This is a genomic window from Pseudomonas sp. Irchel s3a10 (genome assembly GCF_900187525.1).
Taxonomy (GTDB): Bacteria; Pseudomonadota; Gammaproteobacteria; order Pseudomonadales; family Pseudomonadaceae; genus Aquipseudomonas; species Aquipseudomonas koreensis_G.
On the sequence record NZ_FYDR01000006.1, the window covers coordinates 322,617 to 338,763 of the forward strand.

The window sequence follows — 16,147 nt, forward strand, 5'->3', positions numbered from 1 at the left end:
CATCCTGAAGGAGTAGGAGCGGACGCAATGACAGGCAAGCACTGGATGGTTATCGCCGCAGGGACAATGCTGTTGCTCGCTGACGACGCACAGGCGGCAATCAGTGGGCAGATCAATGCGCGGCTGATTCTGATCGCCGGGTGCGAAGTCACCAACAGTGCCACGCCCGCGATCCCGGTGAGCAATCTGGGCACCCTCGACTTCGGTCAGCAGGGGCCGACCTGGACCGCGCCGATCAAGGCCAGTCTCGACGGCGACAGCAGCGGCAAGCTGAACGTCGCCTGCAATCCCTCGGTCACCGGTTTCACCGTCACTATCGATGGCGGCAGCCACGGTGACGGCACCACCCGCCGCCTGAGCAACGGGCGCCAGACCCTGCCTTATCAACTCTTTCTGGATGCCTCCGGCAGCCAGCGCTACAGCATTGGCCAACAACACAACTTCGCTGTCACCAGCGGTGCGCAGATACCGATTCCGGTGTTTGGCACGGTGGTGGCGAATACCCGCGCGGTACCGGCAGGTGTCTATACCGACACGCTGACGGTGACGCTCGACTGGTAACCCCGTAGAGGACGGACACCATGCGCAAGTATGCATCAAGGATAGGTTTGTCGTTGCTCGGCCTGACGCTGGTTCCCAGTGCCAACGCCGCCACCACAGTCACCGGCCAGATCACCGCCAGCCTGACCCTGATCAGCAGCTGTCAGGTCAACGGTGCCGGCGGTTCCACCGGTCTGAACTTCGGTGCGCTGAACTTCGGCACCGCCAACAGTCTGTTCACCACCGCCAGCGGGCAAGTGCTCGGCGGTGGCGGCGGGGCGCTGTCGATTCTCTGCTCCAGCGGCACGACCCCGGTGGTCAAGGTGCGTGCCGGTGCTCACGACGGGCAATCGCCGGGTGGCGCTCGCGCGCTGTATGACGGTGTTGCCAACTACGTGCCGTACGACTTCTACACCGATGCCGGGCATTCGCAGCTGCTGCCGATCGACGGCACGATCAACCTGGCGACCAGCACTGGCGTGGCGCAGACGGTGAATATCTACGGTCAGGCGGTGGGCAAGGCCGGGTTGCCGGCGGGTACGTACACCGACACTGTCGCTGTCGAACTGACGTTCTGATGCCATGCGCCGCCAGGGCTGCGCCGCGCTGCTCCTGCTCTGTGCGGGCAGTGTGCCGCTGCCGCTGGGGGCGGCGACCAGCCAGAGCTTTCAGGTCAGCGCGACCATCACGCCGGGGTGTCTTGTGGTCGGCGGAGTGTCGAATTACGGCGGGCTGAATTTCGGTTCGAGTTCGGCCCTCGCGACCGGCACGGTGCAAGTGGCATTGACCGGCGGCGTGCAGCTGCAATGCACGCCGGGGGTGGCACTGAACATGACGGTCGATGGCGGCCAGTACAACAGCAGCGGTCGGCATATGCAGATCAACAGCGGCAGTGCGCGGGTGGCGTATGCGCTGTTTCGCGATGCGGCTTACAGCCAGAGCCTGGGCATTGGCCAGAGCGTGGCGGTGGCCTATAGCGATGCGAACAACATCAGCCTGCCGATTTACGGCCAGGTGCAATTGCCGGGCAATCAGCCTGGGGGGACGTACAGCGACGTGTTGCAGGTGCAGCTGTCGTGGTGAGGCGAAGTTTGAATGCTGACAAGGAGCAGGTTCATGGGGGTAGTTACTTCACGGCATTCGGTTGTGCAGCGGGTGTTGCTGGCGCTGGTCATATTCGGGGCCGGGCATGCACAGGCCGCCAGTTCGGTGCTGATCTGGCCAATCGATCCGGTGCTGGAGGCCGATCAACAGGCCAGTGCGTTGTGGCTGGAGAATCGCGGCACGGAAACCGCCAACCTGCAGATCCGCGTGTTCGGCTGGAGTCAGAGTGGCTTTGCAGAGCAATACCAGAACCAGCGCGATGTGATCGGTAGCCCGCCGGTGGCGAAGATCGAGCCGGGGCAAAAACAACTGGTGCGCCTGACCCGGACCAAGGATGTGCCGCCGGGGCAGGAACTGGCCTACCGGATCATCATCGACGAAATCCCTTCTGCCCAGCCGCCGGCTGCCGAGGGCGGCAAAACCGCAGCCGCGATCCGCTTTCAGATGCGTTATTCGGTGCCCTTGTTTGCCTACGGTGCGGGGCTGTGGAGCAAGGAAGACAGCACCCGCCCGCGTGATCCCAAAGGTGTCGGTGTGCCGCAACTGAGCTGGCGCACGGTGGCGGTGGACGGTCGGCCGTATGTCGAGGTGCGCAACCAGGGCGCGGTGCATGCGCGGCTGACCGACGTGGTGATCAAACAGGGTGGGCAGAGCAAGCCATTGGCCGAGGGCTTGCTGGGTTATGTGTTGCCGGGAGCAGTGATGCGCTGGCCGGCACCGGGGCCGTTGGCCAGTGAGTCGGCGTTGCAGGTGCGAGTCAATGGTGGCGCGCAGGTGCAGAGCATTGCGCCGGGACGCTAAAACAAGACGCTGTGTCGAGAGGATTACTGTGGCGAGGGAGCTTGCTCCCGCTGGGTTGCGAAGCAGCCCCAAGCCGTGTCAGGTAGTCCGCTTCAACAGTTCTGACAACGGCCGCGCCGCCGAGCGGGAGCAAGCTCCCTCGCCACAATGATTGCGTCGGGTCGTCAAAAAACCAGAGAAAGATAACTGGCTTTGGCAAGAGTGGCATCAGGAGGATCAAGTCCATTGACGGACACAAAGCGTGTATGAGCCCGGGATGGGCTCGTCGTATTCAGCGTCCGTTGTGGCTCATGACCGGCGCGTGGTGCCTGATGTTCGTGCAACCATCCGAGGCCGGCGAACTGCCGCCACCGCCCAGCGGCATGGAGGCCGTGAGTGATGCACAGCTGTTTCTGGAACTGGTGGTCAATCAGATGAACACCGGGCGGGTGGTGGCAGTGCAGCAGCGCGACGGGCATCTGTTTCTGCCGGCCAGCGTATTGGCTGAAACCGGGATGAAACTGCCGGGCAATGCTGGGGCCGAAGTCGATCTCGACGGCCTGCCGGGACTGCACAGCGAGTACGACAGTGTCGGTCAGCGGCTGCTTCTGGATGTGCCGCCGCAGTGGCTGCCGGATCAGTTCATCGGTAATCGCGAGAACTATCCGCGCACCCCGGCGCTGAGCAGTTTCGGCGCGCTGTTCAACTACGACTTGTACCTCAATGACACCGACGATGCTGGCACTTATCTGGCGGCCTGGAACGAGGTGCGGCTGTTCGACAGTTGGGGCACGCTGTCCAACACCGGGCAGTACCGGCGCACCTTGGCCGGGGATTCGGTCAGTACGCTCGACAATGGTTACCTGCGCTACGACACCACCTGGCGCTACTCCGATGATGAGCGAATGCTCACCTACGAAGGCGGGGACGTGATCAGTGGCGCCTTGCCCTGGAGCAATTCGGTGCGTCTGGGCGGTGTGCAGTTCTCACGGGATTTTGCCGTGCGCCCGGATCTGGTGACCTATCCGTTGCCGCAGTTCGCCGGTGAGGCCGCGGTGCCGTCGTCGGTTGATCTGTTTATCAACGGCTACAAGTCGAGCAGCACCGACCTGCAACCGGGGCCGTATACCCTGACCAACATTCCGTTCATCAACGGCGCCGGGGAGGCGGTGGTGGTGACCACTGATGCGCTGGGGCGGCAGGTGTCGACCACGGTGCCGTTCTATGTCACCAGCAGTCTGCTGCAAAAAGGCCTGAGTGATTTTTCGGTGGCGGCCGGTACGTTGCGCCGCGATTACGGCTTGAAGGACTTCAGCTATGGCCCCGGCGTGACCTCCGGCAGCCTGCGCTACGGTGTCAGCGACAGCTTCACTCTGGAAAGCCACGCCGAAGCGGCTGACTCGCTGACCCTCGGCGGGATCGGCGGCAATTGGCGTCTGGGCAATTTCGGCGTAATCAACAGCGCCATCAGTCAGAGCCGATTCGACGGCGACGGCGGCGAGCAGTTGAGTCTCGGTTATCAGTACAGCAGCCAGCGCTACAGTTTTTCCTGGCAGCGCCTGCAACGCCGTGATCAGTACGCCGACCTCAGCGTGATCGACAGCCCTTACATCAGCCTCAGCCGGCGCAGCGAGCAGGCGACCCTGAGCGTCAACCTCGAACGCTGGGGCAGCCTCGGTGCTGGCTACTTCGACGTGCGCGCGGCGGACGATTCGCGCACGCGGTTGCTCAACCTGAGCTGGAGCAAACCATTGTGGCGCAACAGCAGTTTTTATCTGTCGGCCAATCGCGAGATCGGCGACAGCAACTGGGCGGTGCAGGCGCAACTGGTGATTCCGTTCGATCTGCGCGGCAGCCTGGCGATCAGCAGCGAGCGCAGCAAGACCGGGCAGAGTCAGCAGCGGGTCAATTACAGCCGCTCGGTGCCGACCGAGGGCGGGGTCGGTTTCAATCTGGGGTACGCCAAGGGTGATGGTCCCGATTATCGCCAGGCCGACGTCACCTGGCGTCTGCAATCGGTGCAATTACAGGCCGGTGTTTATGGCACTTCGGAGGCTGAAACCCGTTGGGCCGATGCCAGTGGTTCGCTGGTGTGGATGGACCGCCAGGTGTTCGCGGCCAATCGCATCGACGATGCTTTTGTGGTGGTCAGCACTGAGGGTTTTGCCGATATTCCAGTGCGCTACGAAAACCAGCAGGTCGGTCAGACCGATAAAAACGGCCACTTGCTGGTGCCGTGGAGCAGCGCGTACTACCGCGGCAAATACGAAATCGATCCGCTGAATCTGCCGGCCAACGTGCGCAGCCCCAACGTCGAACAGCGCATCGCCGTGCGTCGTGGCAGCGGCTATTTGCTGGAGTTTCCGCTGACCCGGGTGATCGCCGCGAGCATCGTGCTGGTGGATGCGCAGCAACGCGAGCTGCCATTGGGCGCGGGCGTGCTGCACGAGCAGAGTGGCGCGCGCACGGTGGTCGGCTGGGACGGGCTGGTCTATCTGGAAAACCTGCAGGCGCAGAACGCGTTGCTGGTGACGCTGGCGGACGGCAAGACCTGCAAGACGCAGTTCGAAGTGGACATGCAGCAGAGCCAGGTGCCGCTGATCGGCCCGTTGGTGTGCCAGTGAATGCGGTGCGGATCTGCCTGTGTCTGGCGCTGCTACTGCCGGGGGGGGCGCAGGCCTTGTGTTCGGTGGTGAGCACCACGCCGGTGGCGTTCGGCTCAATCAGTTCGATTGCCGTGCGTACCACGACGCAGCCCAGTTCAACCCTCAACGCCGGGTTGAGTTGTACCGGTTCATTGCTGTCATTGCTGACCAGCAACGACCATTTCTACGCCACCATCACCTCGACCCAGAGCGGCTTGCGCGGGCCGACCGGCGACGTCATCGGCTACACGATCTACGCCAACAACAGCACCAGCTACCCGGTCACCCGTGGCACCGCATTCGACTTCGCCCGTAACGGCATCATCGATGCCTTGGGGCTGCTCAACGGCACCACCCCGAAAACCGTGCCGCTGTACCTGGGCACGACCATTGGCAGCAACGTCGCCGCCGGGGTCTACACGGAAACCCTGAGCATTTTCTGGAACTGGAATTACTGCTCGGGCATTGGCATTGGCGCCATTTGCATCGGCCGCGATATTGCCAGCGGCACCACCACGCTGACCGTGAACCTCACCGTGTCCAACGACTGCACGATTACCGCGCCGAACATCGCCTTCGGCAGCGCGCCGGTGATCAGCGCCTTTACCCCGGTGACCGGACAGACCATCAACCTGGCCTGTACCAAGGGCAGCGCCTACACCGTCGGTTTGAGCGACGGGCAGAACCCGCTCAGCGTCGGCGGTCGGCGGCGGATGATTTCCGGCAGCAATTATCTGGCCTACGACATCTTCAAAAGCGCCGGCACCACCCGGTGGGGCAGTGTCGGCAGCGCGCGCCGGTCGAGCACTGACGCGGAGGTCAATCCGGGGAATGGGCTGGGCACGGGGAGCCAGATTTTCAATTACAACGCGAAGATCTACACCGACCAGACCACGCCGCCGGCGGGGACGTACCTGGACAATGTAGTGCTCGACGTAGGTTTCTGACTCATGCGATGAACCCTGTGGGAGCGGGCTTGCTCGCGAATACGGTGTGTCATTCAACATGATGGTGGCTGATCTATCGCTTTCGCGAGCAAGCCCGCTCCCACAGGGGGATTTGCGCAGTTTTCACAATGGCAGTGATTGCCTCAGTTGCTGCGCCGCCGGCGAGTCCGTCGGGCTGACCATCGCATAGTTGTACCCGCCACCGGACCAGTAATCGGCCTGCAGATCACCGTCGCTGCGGCTACCGCGTGGCAGGAAGGTGTTCTTCGGTCCCGGTGGCCGCACGTAGAAACTGACCTTGTGGCCGCTGCGATCCTCATACATGACCATCGCCGCCGGGCCTTCGTCGGTGCTGAGCAGGCGACCGCTGACCGGTTCGAAACCGGCGGATTTCAGATCCGGCAAGCGACTGGCCTGGGTGAAATAGCGGTCGAGCCAATGCTGCATGCCGCCGTCACTGTCGACTTTGTAGTCCGCCGGCAAAATCCCTTGCTGGGCGATCAAACGATAGGCCTGCAAGGCATCGGTCATCGGCAGCATGGAGGAGCGCACGAGGGTCATCTCCCGCGCCTGCCAGCCACTGAAACCGCCGATGCCGACCGCGATCAGCAACACCGCCGCGCTGGCCAGGTGGCGCCGCGACTGACGCTTGAGGCGCTGGCGAATCAGCGCCGGATCAAGCTCCGGATTGGCCGGTTGCTGCAAGGCACCACCCAGGGCTGCGCGCAACAACTGGGCGTCGTGCTGCCAGGCGCGCACTTGCGCGGCGGCTTCCGGGTGAGTGGTCAGCCAGGTGTCGACCAGGCGCCGGTCGGCTTCGTTGAGTTGGTGATCGACGTACGCGTGCAGGTCGCGCTCGCTGGGGGGCATGCTGATCATTTGAGTATCCGCAAGGAAGGGCTGCTGATTTCGCCGTCGCTGAGTTGGCGCAAGGCCTGGCGGGCGCGGGACAGGCGCGACATCACGGTGCCGCTGGGGACGTTGAGGATTTGCGCGACTTCCTTGTAGCTCAGGCCTTCGACCGAAACCATCAACAGCAGCGCGCGTTGCTCGCTGGGCAGTCGATCGAAGGCTTGCAGGGTCGATTGGGCGATCACGGTGCGCTCGGTCGAGGGTTCGGCATCGTCGCGACCGGTGAAGAATTCGAGCATCCGCGCATAACGACGCGAGCGCCGATGGGCATCGAGAAACTGGCGATAGAGGATCGCGAACAGCCACGCGCGCACATCACCCTCGGCGCGTTTCTCGCTCCAGCCGGACAGGGCCCGCTCAAGGCTGGCCTGCACCAGATCGTCGGCGCTGCTGCTGTTGCGGGTCAATGACACGGCAAAGCGGCGCAATCTGGGAATGATTTCTCTCAACTGTTCGTCGAATTCGCTCATGATTTTCTGCTAGTCACTACGCTGTGGACTAGGGAGACGTCTGCCGTTCGAGGTTATTCCACGTTCGGAAAAATAAATACCGGGCCATGGAATAAATCCCGATGGGGCGCGTCTTGCTGATTCTTCCTACTTGTGGCCGATGGCCCTGGAGTTATTCATGGTTGATCGCACTTCACCGCCGGGCAGGCCTTCGCGCCCGCCCTTGAGTGCCGCGAGCACAGTGTTGCGCCTGACGGCGATTGCCGTGGTGGTTGCCGCAGTGGCCGGGGCGTTTGCCTTCGTGCACGGTAACCTTGACCCACAACGTCTGACGCCAAAGGCGCTGGTCGATGTGCTGGAGAAAAACAACGGCGTGCACCCCGGATTTCGCCGCAATCACGCCAAGGGAGTGTGCGTGATCGGACATTTCGAGAGCAGTGGCGAGGCGCGGGCGTTTTCTTCCGCGCAGGTGTTCAACGAGGCGCAGACCCCGGTGGTCGGACGCTTCGCATTGCCGGCGGGGAATCCCTATGCCCCGGACAGCAGTGTGCCGATCCGCAGCCTGGCGCTGCGTTTCACCCAGGCCAACGGGCAGCAATGGCGCACCGGGATGAACAGCATGCCGGTGTTCCCGGTCGGCACTCCCGAGGCGTTCTATCAGTTGCAGCAGGCACAATCGCCGGATCCGGCCACAGGTAAACCGGACCCTTCGAAAGTGCCGGCATTCTTCGCCGCGCACCCGGAAGCCGTGCCGTTTCTGACGTGGGTGAAGACCGCCAAACCGTCGGCCAGCTATGCCACCGAAACCTACAACAGCGTGAATGCGTTTTATCTGGTCAACGCCAGCGGGCAGAAGCAGGCGGTGCGCTGGAGTGTCACGCCGCTGGCGCGTGATGCCGCCGGAGCCTCGGCGCCGGAGGGTGCGGATTTTCTCGAGAAGGATCTGGTGCAGCGCCTGGCCGAGGGGCCGTTGCGTTGGCAGCTGAATATCACCTTGGCCAATCCCGGTGATCCGGTGAACGACGCCAGCAAAACCTGGCCCGAGGGCCGCAAGGTGATCAACGCCGGCACGCTGGTGCTGGAGAAGACTCAACCGCAGCTCAGCGGCGAATGCCGTGACATCAACTACGATCCGCTGGTGTTGCCGGCTGGTATCGAGGGTTCCGACGACCCATTGCTCGCGGCGCGTTCCGCCGGTTACGCCGATTCTTATCTACGGCGTACCAGTGAAGTCAGCCAATTGCCCGCCGCCAAACAGGAGGCTCGCCCATGAGCACGCAACCGACTCATTTCGCTCTCTTGGCGCGCCTGCTGCACTGGCTGATGGCGGTGATGATCATCGCCATGTTGTTCATCGGCGCCGGGATGGTCACTTCGGTTTCACAGCGGCATGAGTGGCTGATCCATCTGCATAAACCGCTGGGGATCGCGATTCTGCTGCTGGTGGTGGTGCGCCTGTTGGTGCGGTTTTCCACCCGCCAGCCGCCACTGCCGGACGATCTGCCGGGCTGGCAGGTGCTGGCGGCCAAGGCCTCGCATGTGTTGTTGTACGCGTTGATGCTGGTGCTGCCGCTGCTCGGTTGGGCGATGATCAGTGCGTCGGGGGAGCCGGTGATGCTCAGCAATACCTTTCATTTGCCGTCGATCCTGCCGGCCGATGCGCAAGTGTTTGCCCTGCTGCGCAAGGCGCATGGCTATCTGGCGTACCTGTTGTTCCTGACCGTGCTGTTGCACCTGGCGGCGGCGCTGTTCCACGGTTGGGTGCGTCGCGACGAGGTGCTCGACAGCATGTTGCGCGGTCGCGATCGCGACTAACCTGCCTGGGTGGCGCATCGCTGGGGTGCGCCACTTTTCACGGTCAGCCACCAATAGCCCAGCGCCACCGCATTGATAGCGGCGCCAAGCAGACACACGCCGATCCAGCCGGCCCAGGCGTACATCGCCGTCGACGTAATCGAACCCAATGCACTGCCGATCGAATAGAACAGCATGTAGCCGGCGGTGAGGCGGCTTTGCGCTTCGGGGCGCACGTTGTAGATCATGCTCTGGCTGGTGACGTGCACGGCCTGCAAGCCCAGATCGAGGGTGATCACGCCGAGTAACAGCGCCCACAGCGAGGACTGGGTGAGGGCGATCGGTAGCCATGAGGCGAGCATCAGCAGCAGCGACAGACCGCTGACCCATTGGCCCAGACCGCGATCAGCCAGATGTCCGGCCCGCGCGGCGGCGAGTGCACCGGCGGCGCCGGCCAACCCGAACAGGCCAATTTCGCTATGGGATAACGACAGCGGCGGGGCGGCCAGCGGCAGCACCATCGGCGTCCACAGCACCATGGCGCTGGCGAAGGTCAGCAACGCGAGAATCGCCCGTTGTCGCAGCACCGGCTCTTGCCTGAACAGGCGGAACACCGAAGCGATCAGCGCGCCGTAACGGCTCGCCGGCTGCGCGGCTTCATCCCGGGGTAATACGCGCAACAGCAGCAGCGCCATCAGCAGCGTCAGCCCCGCCGACAGCAAATAGATCGCCCGCCAACCGGCCAGATCAGCCATGGCCCCGGCAATGGTGCGGGCGAGCAGAATGCCGAGGACGATACCGCTCGTGACCACGCCGACCACCCGACCACGTTGCGCCGGGATCGCCAGGGTCGCGGCGTACGCCACCAGCACTTGCGTCACCACCGCGAGCAAACCGGTCAGGGTCATGCCGAGCAGCAACCACACGCTGCTGGGCGCCAGCGCGATCATCAGCAGGGCGGCAGCCGATAGCAGGGTCTGGGTGACGATCAGCCGGCGGCGGTTGAGCAAATCGCCGAGTGGCACCAGCAACACCAGACCGATGCCATAGCCGATCTGCGTCAGGGTGATGACGATGCCGATGGTTGCCGGCGACATAGTGAACGCCTCGGCCATGGCGTCCAGCAGCGGCTGCGCGTAATACACGTTGCCCACCGCCAGACCACAGGCAATGGCGAACAGCAGCACCACACTGCTTTTGAGAGGTTGAGATTGCATGCCCTGAATCCTTTTTGGGTTTCAAATTAAAACCAGAATCACGGTAAGCATTCTGGTTTTAATTTGCAACCTTGTTGATCGTGGCATTTCATTGCGCAAAAAAAGATCGCAGCCAACAGCTGCGATCTTTGGGTGGAGCGGAGGAGGGATCAGCGCAGAGTGTCGACCATGTCTGCGATGGTGGTCAGCACGTCCTTGCCCAACTGTTTCGAGCGCTTGCCCGACCAGCCCGTTTCTTTGTCCGGATGGTCGTCGTGATCCTTGAACGGCATTTCCAGGGTCAGCGACAGACAGTCGTACTTCTGACCGACAGCGTTGCAGGCCAGGGTCATGTTGGCCTGGCCCGGTTCGTCGCGGGTGTAGCCATACTTGGTCTGGAAGTCTTTGGTGGTGTGCTTGAGGTGCGTGCGGAAATGCTCTTCAAGCTTCTCGATGCGCGGCGTGTAACCCGGGTTGCCTTCACAACCGGCGGTGAACACGTGGGGGATTTCTTCGTCACCGTGTACGTCGAGGAACAGATCGACGCCGTACTTTTCCATCTGCTGTTGTACGAAAAGTACCTCGGGGCTGACTTCCTGACTGGCGCTCTGCCAGGCGCGGTTCAAATCCTGGCCCATGGCGTTGGTGCGCAGGTGACCGTGGAAGGCGCCGTCCGGGTTCATGTTCGGCACCAGATACAGATCGGCGCTGGCCAGCAACTTGTTCAGCACCGGGTCGTCGTGGCGTTCCAGGCGTTCGATCACACCTTCCATGAACCATTCGGCCATGTGCTCGCCCGGGTGCTGTTGCGCGATGATCCAGATTTTGCGCTGGCCTTCGGCGCCGCTGCCCTTGCGCAGCAGCTGAATGTCACGACCCTCGACGCTCTTGCCGGTGGCCAGTAGCTCGGTGCCGGCCTTGCTCAGCGCTTGCTCGATCAGCCAGTCATGACGACCGCGGCTGTAGGGTTCGAAGTAGGCGAACCAGGCGTGGGTCTGCTCGGCTTCGAGGCAGAAGCGCAGGCTGTCGCCTTCGAAGCTGGTAGGAATACGGAACCAGTTGACGTGGTCGTAGGACGCGACAGCCTGATAGCCAGTCCAGGCCTTGTTGTAAGAGGATTGACTGGCGTTGACCAGGCGAAACCAGTGCTCCTGGCGAACATGCAGGCCGCTGGCCTTGAAGTGGAACCACTGGAAGTGAGCGCTCCGGGTATCCGGGCGAATGGCCAGAACCGGGTTGAGCGGATTGGAGATGTCGATGACTTGAATGTTGCCGCTGTCGAAGTTGGCGCTGATGTCGAACGAAGATTTGGCCACGGTCATAATCGGTTCCTGAATATGATTTTTATGGCGGCTACTTTACACGCAAGACAGGGCTGAAACCGAGGGAAATTGCGGGTTGCGGTGGGGGGCGTCTTCCGTGACGCGCAAGCAGCTTAGAGAGTGTGCGATTGATTCTCAAGTGCTAATTGTCATTAGTTTGGCCCAATCCGGCCGGGCTTTGCTTGCCAAGCGATATTCTTTTGATATTATCCGCGCCATCGAATTTGCAACACCAACGTCTTCATTAGCCTGAAGCCATAAGCCCGAAAAACGGGCAAAAAAAGACCCGGCAAAAAGCCGGGTCAAAAACCGTGATTAGCCTGATGAGGAGATAGTCCAGAAGACCGACCTAAGGTCTCTGGTCCATCGACTGATCTCGCGACCAGCTGCTTGCAATAATAATCATTATCATTTGCAAGTCAAATGTTTTTATCTGCGCGATTGGAAAATTCTTTCCTGTCCGTCCGCTTCCCGTGTCCGTCAGAGCTGTTCGCCATCGATTGAATGGTCGACCATCGCCCGCGCCATATCCACCATGTGCACTACCGAAAAGGCCAGGTCGCGGCTTGCACCCTGCAGATTTTCGGCTGCCTTGAAGGCAGTGGCCGCTGCACAGCGCAACAGATCTGACGCGTGCACGAGGGCTTCTTCGCCGCTGAGATGGCGTTTCACATTGAAAAAACGTTCCTCGACCTCGGGTTCTGAAACAGCTGGTTTCAAGTAATAATCCAGCGCCCGCTGCGCTGCCGCGTTGCCTTGAGGGGAGGTGAACGTGGTGTCCATTTGCAGATCGGGCAAGTCTTTGCTGCTGATATTCATGGTGAAGGGTCACTCCTTGTTCGATTGAAAGTCCGTGCTTTCAGCATAGTACGATTCGTAGTTGTGACCAGAATTTAAATACTACAATATGTGTTTTGTCGGCCGAAGGCGGGGCAAGTAAGGTGCCGCACATGGATAAATGGATTGAGTTGGTCAAGGCCAAGATGAGTGAACTCAAAATCACTCAAACAGAGCTCGGAGAGCGCGTCGGCATGTCCCAGGGCGGCATCGGCCATTGGCTGAACAAACGTCGCGAACCGGGCATCACCCAAATGAACCGCGTGTTGCAGGCGCTGGGCATGGACTTCCTCGAAGTCGTGCTGGTGATCCGTGAGCCGCAGGAATCCACGGATGACGAGATGCCACTGGCGCAGAAGTACAACCCGTACTTCCGCTACCCGGTCAGCGACTGGCGCACCTCGTGTGAAATCCGCGAAAGTGCAGCCACGAGCTATGCCCCGGCGCAGGACAAGCAGCGCTTCGAACTGACGGATTATCACGCCCGTGGTGCAGCGTTCTGGCTGACGGTGGCGGGGGACTCGATGACCGCACCCACCGGCCAGAGCATCGCCGAAGGCATGCTGATCCTGGTGGACCCGGAGGTGGAAGCGGTGCCCGGCAAACTGGTGATCGCCCAGTGGCAGAACAGCGAAGAAGCGATCTTCCGCAAACTGGACGAAGAGGGCGGCCAGCGTTATCTGGTACCGCTCAATCCGACCTGGCCCAAAGCCCTGTTCACCGAGGAGTGTCGAATCATCGGCGTGGTGGTTCAGGCCACGGCGCGTTTCTAGTCAGATCGATCCTCGCTCGGCGTAGGATCGATCTCCCATTTACACGGCTTCCAATTCAACCAAAGCGCTGCCTTCGCCGACCATTTCGCCTTCCTGGCAATACAGCGCTTTGATCACTCCCGCATGGGGCGCGCGAATGCTGTGCTCCATCTTCATCGCCTCCAGCACCACCAGTTGCGCACCGGCCTCGACCGATTGCCCGGCCTCCACCAACACCCGCACGATGCTGCCGTTCATGGGCGCAGTCAGACCGCCCTGATGGCTGTGGCTGGCGTCGACGGCGCTGATCGGATCGTAAGTCTGAATGCGCCGCAACTCGCCGTCCCATTGCAGGTACAGCGAATCGCCCTGACGAATTGCCCGCAAGGTGCGGCGCACGCCATCGTGCTCGACGACCAATGCTTCATCCGTCAGTTTGGCGTTGTCGGCGGTGCTCAAGGTCAACGCCCGATCCTGACCTTCACAGCTCAAATGCAAGGTGATTTCCGCCGGCAACCCCGCGCGCAAACCGCTGTTCAACGCCCACGGCGAACCCAGGTCATCCGCCCGAACAGTGCCCGGCAAGCTCTGCGCGAATGCCTGCGCTGCGGTCTGCCAGAACTCATCGCTCAACGCACGCGGCGCTGGTAACAACTGTTCCTGATAACGCGGAATAAACCCGGTATCCAGCTCTGCCGCGGCAAACGCCGGATGCGCGATGATCCGCCGCAAAAAATTGATGTTGGTCTTCAAGCCGCCAATCGCGAACTCATCGAGCATGCTCAACAGCCGCAGGCGCGCCTGCTCTCGATCTTCGCCCCAGGCGATCAGCTTGCCGAGCATCGGGTCGTAGAACGGCGAAATTTCATCGCCTTCTGCAACCCCGCTGTCCACCCGACGCCCAGGTCCTTCAGCCGATTCACGGTACAAATCCAGGCGACCGGTAGCCGGCAGGAAATCATTCGAGGGATCTTCGGCATACAGGCGCACTTCAATCGCATGGCCATTGAGCGGGACCTGATCCTGGGTGATTGGCAACGCTTCACCGCGCGCTACACGAATCTGCCACGCCACCAGATCGAGGTCGGTGATCGCTTCGGTGACCGGATGTTCGACCTGCAGGCGCGTGTTCATCTCCATGAAGAAAAACTCGCCGCGCGCATCGAGCAGAAACTCCACGGTGCCGGCACCGACGTAACCGATTGCCTGCGCCGAACGCACGGCCGCTTCGCCCATGGCGCGGCGCAGTTCCGGGGTCAGGCCCGGGGCCGGGGCTTCTTCGACGACTTTCTGGTGCCGGCGCTGAATCGAGCAATCGCGCTCGTTGAGGTACAGGCAGTTGCCGTGCTGGTCGGCGAATACCTGGATTTCCACGTGACGCGGTTTGAGCAGGTATTTCTCCACCAGCATCCGCGAATCGCCGAACGACGACTGCGCTTCACGCTGCGCCGAGGCCAGCGCTTCGGCCAGTTGGCTGACGTCCTCGACGACTTTCATGCCTTTGCCGCCGCCTCCGGCAGTGGCCTTGAGCAGCACCGGATAACCAATGCGTGCGCAGGCATCGCGGAAGGTTTCGAGATCTTGCGCCTCGCCGTGATAGCCCGGCACCAGGGGCACACCGGCGGTTTCCATCAGCGCCTTGGCTGCGGATTTGCTGCCCATTGCGTCGATGGCCGAGGCGGGGGGACCGAGGAAAATCAGCCCGGCCTGTTCAATGGCGCGAGCGAAGCTGGCGTTCTCCGACAGAAAACCGTAACCCGGGTGAATCGCCTGCGCGCCGCTGGCCTTGGCCGCCGCGATCAGTTTGTCGATTTGCAGATAGCTGTCGGCGGCTTTGCTGCCACCAAGGTCAACGCGGATATCCGCTTCCCGGCTGTGCCGCGCTTCGCGGTCAGTGGCACTGTGCACGGCGACGGTGGTCAGGCCCAGCGCCTTGGCGGTACGCATGACCCGGCAAGCGATTTCGCCACGGTTGGCCACCAGCAGGGTGGTGAGAACAGGTGCGCTCATCAACGCGGCTCCTTGGTGGTGGTTGCGGCTTGCCAGTTCGGCGGACGTTTTTGCAGAAAGGCGCGCAAGCCTTCCTGGCCTTCAGGGCTGACGCGGATGCGCGCGATGGCGTTTTCGGTGTAGCGGCGCAGGGCCGGGGTCAGTGCGCCGTTGCCCACTTCGCGCAGCAGATCCTTGCTGGCGCGCATCGCGGCGGGACTGTTGAGCAGCAGATTGTCGATCCATTGCTCGACGGCTTGATCAAGCTCGGCGGCCGGGTAGCTCTCGGACAACAAACCGATTTCCCGCGCACGCTGCCCGCCGAAGCGCTCGGCGGTCAGGGCATACCGACGCGCCGCACGTTCGCCGATGGCCTGCACCACGAACGGACTGATCACCGCCGGCGCCAAACCGATGCGCACTTCCGACAGACAGAACTGCGCATCGTCGGCACCGATTGCCATGTCGCAGCAACTGATCAGCCCCAGCGCGCCGCCGAACGCCGCGCCTTGCACCACGGCCACGGTCGGGATTTTCAGCTTGGCGAGGTTGTACATCAGCTCCGCCAATTCGCGGGCGTCGTCCAGATTGGTGTGGTAATCGAGTTCGGCTGACTGCTGCATCCACGCCAGATCGGCGCCGGCGCTGAAATGCTTGCCACGCCCGCGCACCAACAGGAAACGCAGGCTGGCGTCGCTGGCAACCTTGTCCAATGCCAGAATCAGCTCGCGGATCATCTCTGCGTTGAACGCGTTGTTCTTTTCCGCACGGTTGAGCCACAGGGTGGCGAAACCCCGTGGGTCGTTGTGCAGTTCGAGGGTGTTGAAGTCGCTCATATTCATCCGTCTCCACGGTCTCTGTGGGAGCGGGCTTGCTCGCG

Annotated in this window: 16 protein-coding genes; 9 read left to right on the plus strand and 7 right to left on the minus strand. The window is 62.0% G+C overall.

From position 1 onward, the window contains the following. Positions 1-27: 27 nt before the first annotated feature. From CKW11_RS19465 to CKW11_RS19490, 6 genes are all read left to right on the plus strand, one after another. Positions 28-561, plus strand: coding sequence for a spore coat U domain-containing protein (locus CKW11_RS19465; protein WP_095138827.1), 534 nt, complete (start codon positions 28-30; stop codon positions 559-561). Positions 562-581: 20 nt separating this feature from the next. Next, positions 582-1,118 carry a spore coat U domain-containing protein gene (locus tag CKW11_RS19470; RefSeq protein ID WP_095138829.1) on the plus strand — a complete coding sequence of 179 codons (537 nt, stop codon included), beginning with the start codon at positions 582-584 and terminating at the stop codon, positions 1,116-1,118. 4 nt (positions 1,119-1,122) lie between these two features. After that, positions 1,123-1,623: a spore coat U domain-containing protein gene (locus tag CKW11_RS19475; RefSeq protein ID WP_095138831.1), complete on the plus strand. Its 501-nt coding sequence runs from the start codon at positions 1,123-1,125 to the stop codon at positions 1,621-1,623. 33 nt (positions 1,624-1,656) lie between these two features. Continuing rightward, positions 1,657-2,445, plus strand: coding sequence for a molecular chaperone (locus tag CKW11_RS19480; protein WP_095138833.1), 789 nt, complete (start codon positions 1,657-1,659; stop codon positions 2,443-2,445). 245 nt (positions 2,446-2,690) lie between these two features. Then, positions 2,691-5,048 carry a fimbria/pilus outer membrane usher protein gene (locus CKW11_RS19485; protein WP_095138834.1) on the plus strand — a complete coding sequence of 786 codons (2,358 nt, stop codon included), beginning with the start codon at positions 2,691-2,693 and terminating at the stop codon, positions 5,046-5,048. Next, a complete protein-coding gene (locus CKW11_RS19490; protein ID WP_095138836.1) occupies positions 5,045-6,016 on the plus strand; it encodes a spore coat U domain-containing protein in 972 nt (323 codons plus the stop codon). Before CKW11_RS19485 ends, CKW11_RS19490 begins: the two co-directional genes overlap by 4 nt. Before the next feature lie 123 nt (positions 6,017-6,139). On the opposite strand, the gene CKW11_RS19495 is transcribed toward CKW11_RS19490, so the two are convergent. Both CKW11_RS19495 and CKW11_RS19500 read right to left on the minus strand, forming a co-directional pair. Next, positions 6,140-6,895 (minus strand): anti-sigma factor, encoded by a 756-nt coding sequence (locus CKW11_RS19495; protein ID WP_095138838.1) that lies wholly within the window; start codon positions 6,893-6,895, stop codon positions 6,140-6,142. Continuing rightward, entirely contained in the window at positions 6,892-7,398 is a 507-nt protein-coding gene (locus tag CKW11_RS19500) for an RNA polymerase sigma factor (RefSeq protein WP_095138839.1), read from the minus strand. The genes CKW11_RS19495 and CKW11_RS19500 overlap by 4 nt, the downstream gene beginning before the upstream one ends. A 157-nt stretch (positions 7,399-7,555) precedes the next feature. Here CKW11_RS19500 and CKW11_RS19505 point away from each other — a divergent pair, with 157 nt between their 5' ends. Next, positions 7,556-8,650 (plus strand): catalase family peroxidase, encoded by a 1,095-nt coding sequence (locus tag CKW11_RS19505; RefSeq protein WP_095138841.1) that lies wholly within the window; start codon positions 7,556-7,558, stop codon positions 8,648-8,650. Then, entirely contained in the window at positions 8,647-9,192 is a 546-nt protein-coding gene (locus CKW11_RS19510) for a cytochrome b (RefSeq protein ID WP_095138843.1), read from the plus strand. The genes CKW11_RS19505 and CKW11_RS19510 overlap by 4 nt, the downstream gene beginning before the upstream one ends. Here CKW11_RS19510 and CKW11_RS19515 read toward each other — a convergent pair. The 3 genes from CKW11_RS19515 to CKW11_RS19525 form a co-directional block, all read right to left on the minus strand. Further along, positions 9,189-10,388, minus strand: a complete 1,200-nt coding sequence (locus CKW11_RS19515) for an MFS transporter (RefSeq protein WP_095138845.1) — start codon at positions 10,386-10,388, stop codon at positions 9,189-9,191. The two genes, CKW11_RS19510 and CKW11_RS19515, sit on opposite strands and share 4 nt — an antisense overlap. 149 nt (positions 10,389-10,537) lie before the next feature. Beyond that, a complete protein-coding gene (locus CKW11_RS19520; RefSeq protein WP_095138847.1) occupies positions 10,538-11,689 on the minus strand; it encodes a M14-type cytosolic carboxypeptidase in 1,152 nt (383 codons plus the stop codon). Between the two features lie 480 nt (positions 11,690-12,169). Further along, on the minus strand, positions 12,170-12,508 hold the full coding sequence (locus CKW11_RS19525; RefSeq protein ID WP_027614617.1) for a DUF6124 family protein: 339 nt from the start codon (positions 12,506-12,508) through the stop codon (positions 12,170-12,172). Between the two features lie 131 nt (positions 12,509-12,639). Between CKW11_RS19525 and CKW11_RS19530 the strand changes: the two genes are divergently transcribed. After that, entirely contained in the window at positions 12,640-13,299 is a 660-nt protein-coding gene (locus CKW11_RS19530; protein ID WP_095138849.1) for a LexA family transcriptional regulator, read from the plus strand. Between the two features lie 39 nt (positions 13,300-13,338). Here CKW11_RS19530 and CKW11_RS19535 read toward each other — a convergent pair whose 3' ends face one another. Next, positions 13,339-15,288, minus strand: coding sequence for an acetyl/propionyl/methylcrotonyl-CoA carboxylase subunit alpha (locus CKW11_RS19535; RefSeq protein WP_095138851.1), 1,950 nt, complete (start codon positions 15,286-15,288; stop codon positions 13,339-13,341). Beyond that, entirely contained in the window at positions 15,288-16,103 is an 816-nt protein-coding gene (locus tag CKW11_RS19540; protein ID WP_095138853.1) for a gamma-carboxygeranoyl-CoA hydratase, read from the minus strand. Before CKW11_RS19540 ends, CKW11_RS19535 begins: the two co-directional genes overlap by 1 nt. Between the last annotated feature and the right edge of the window lie 44 nt (positions 16,104-16,147).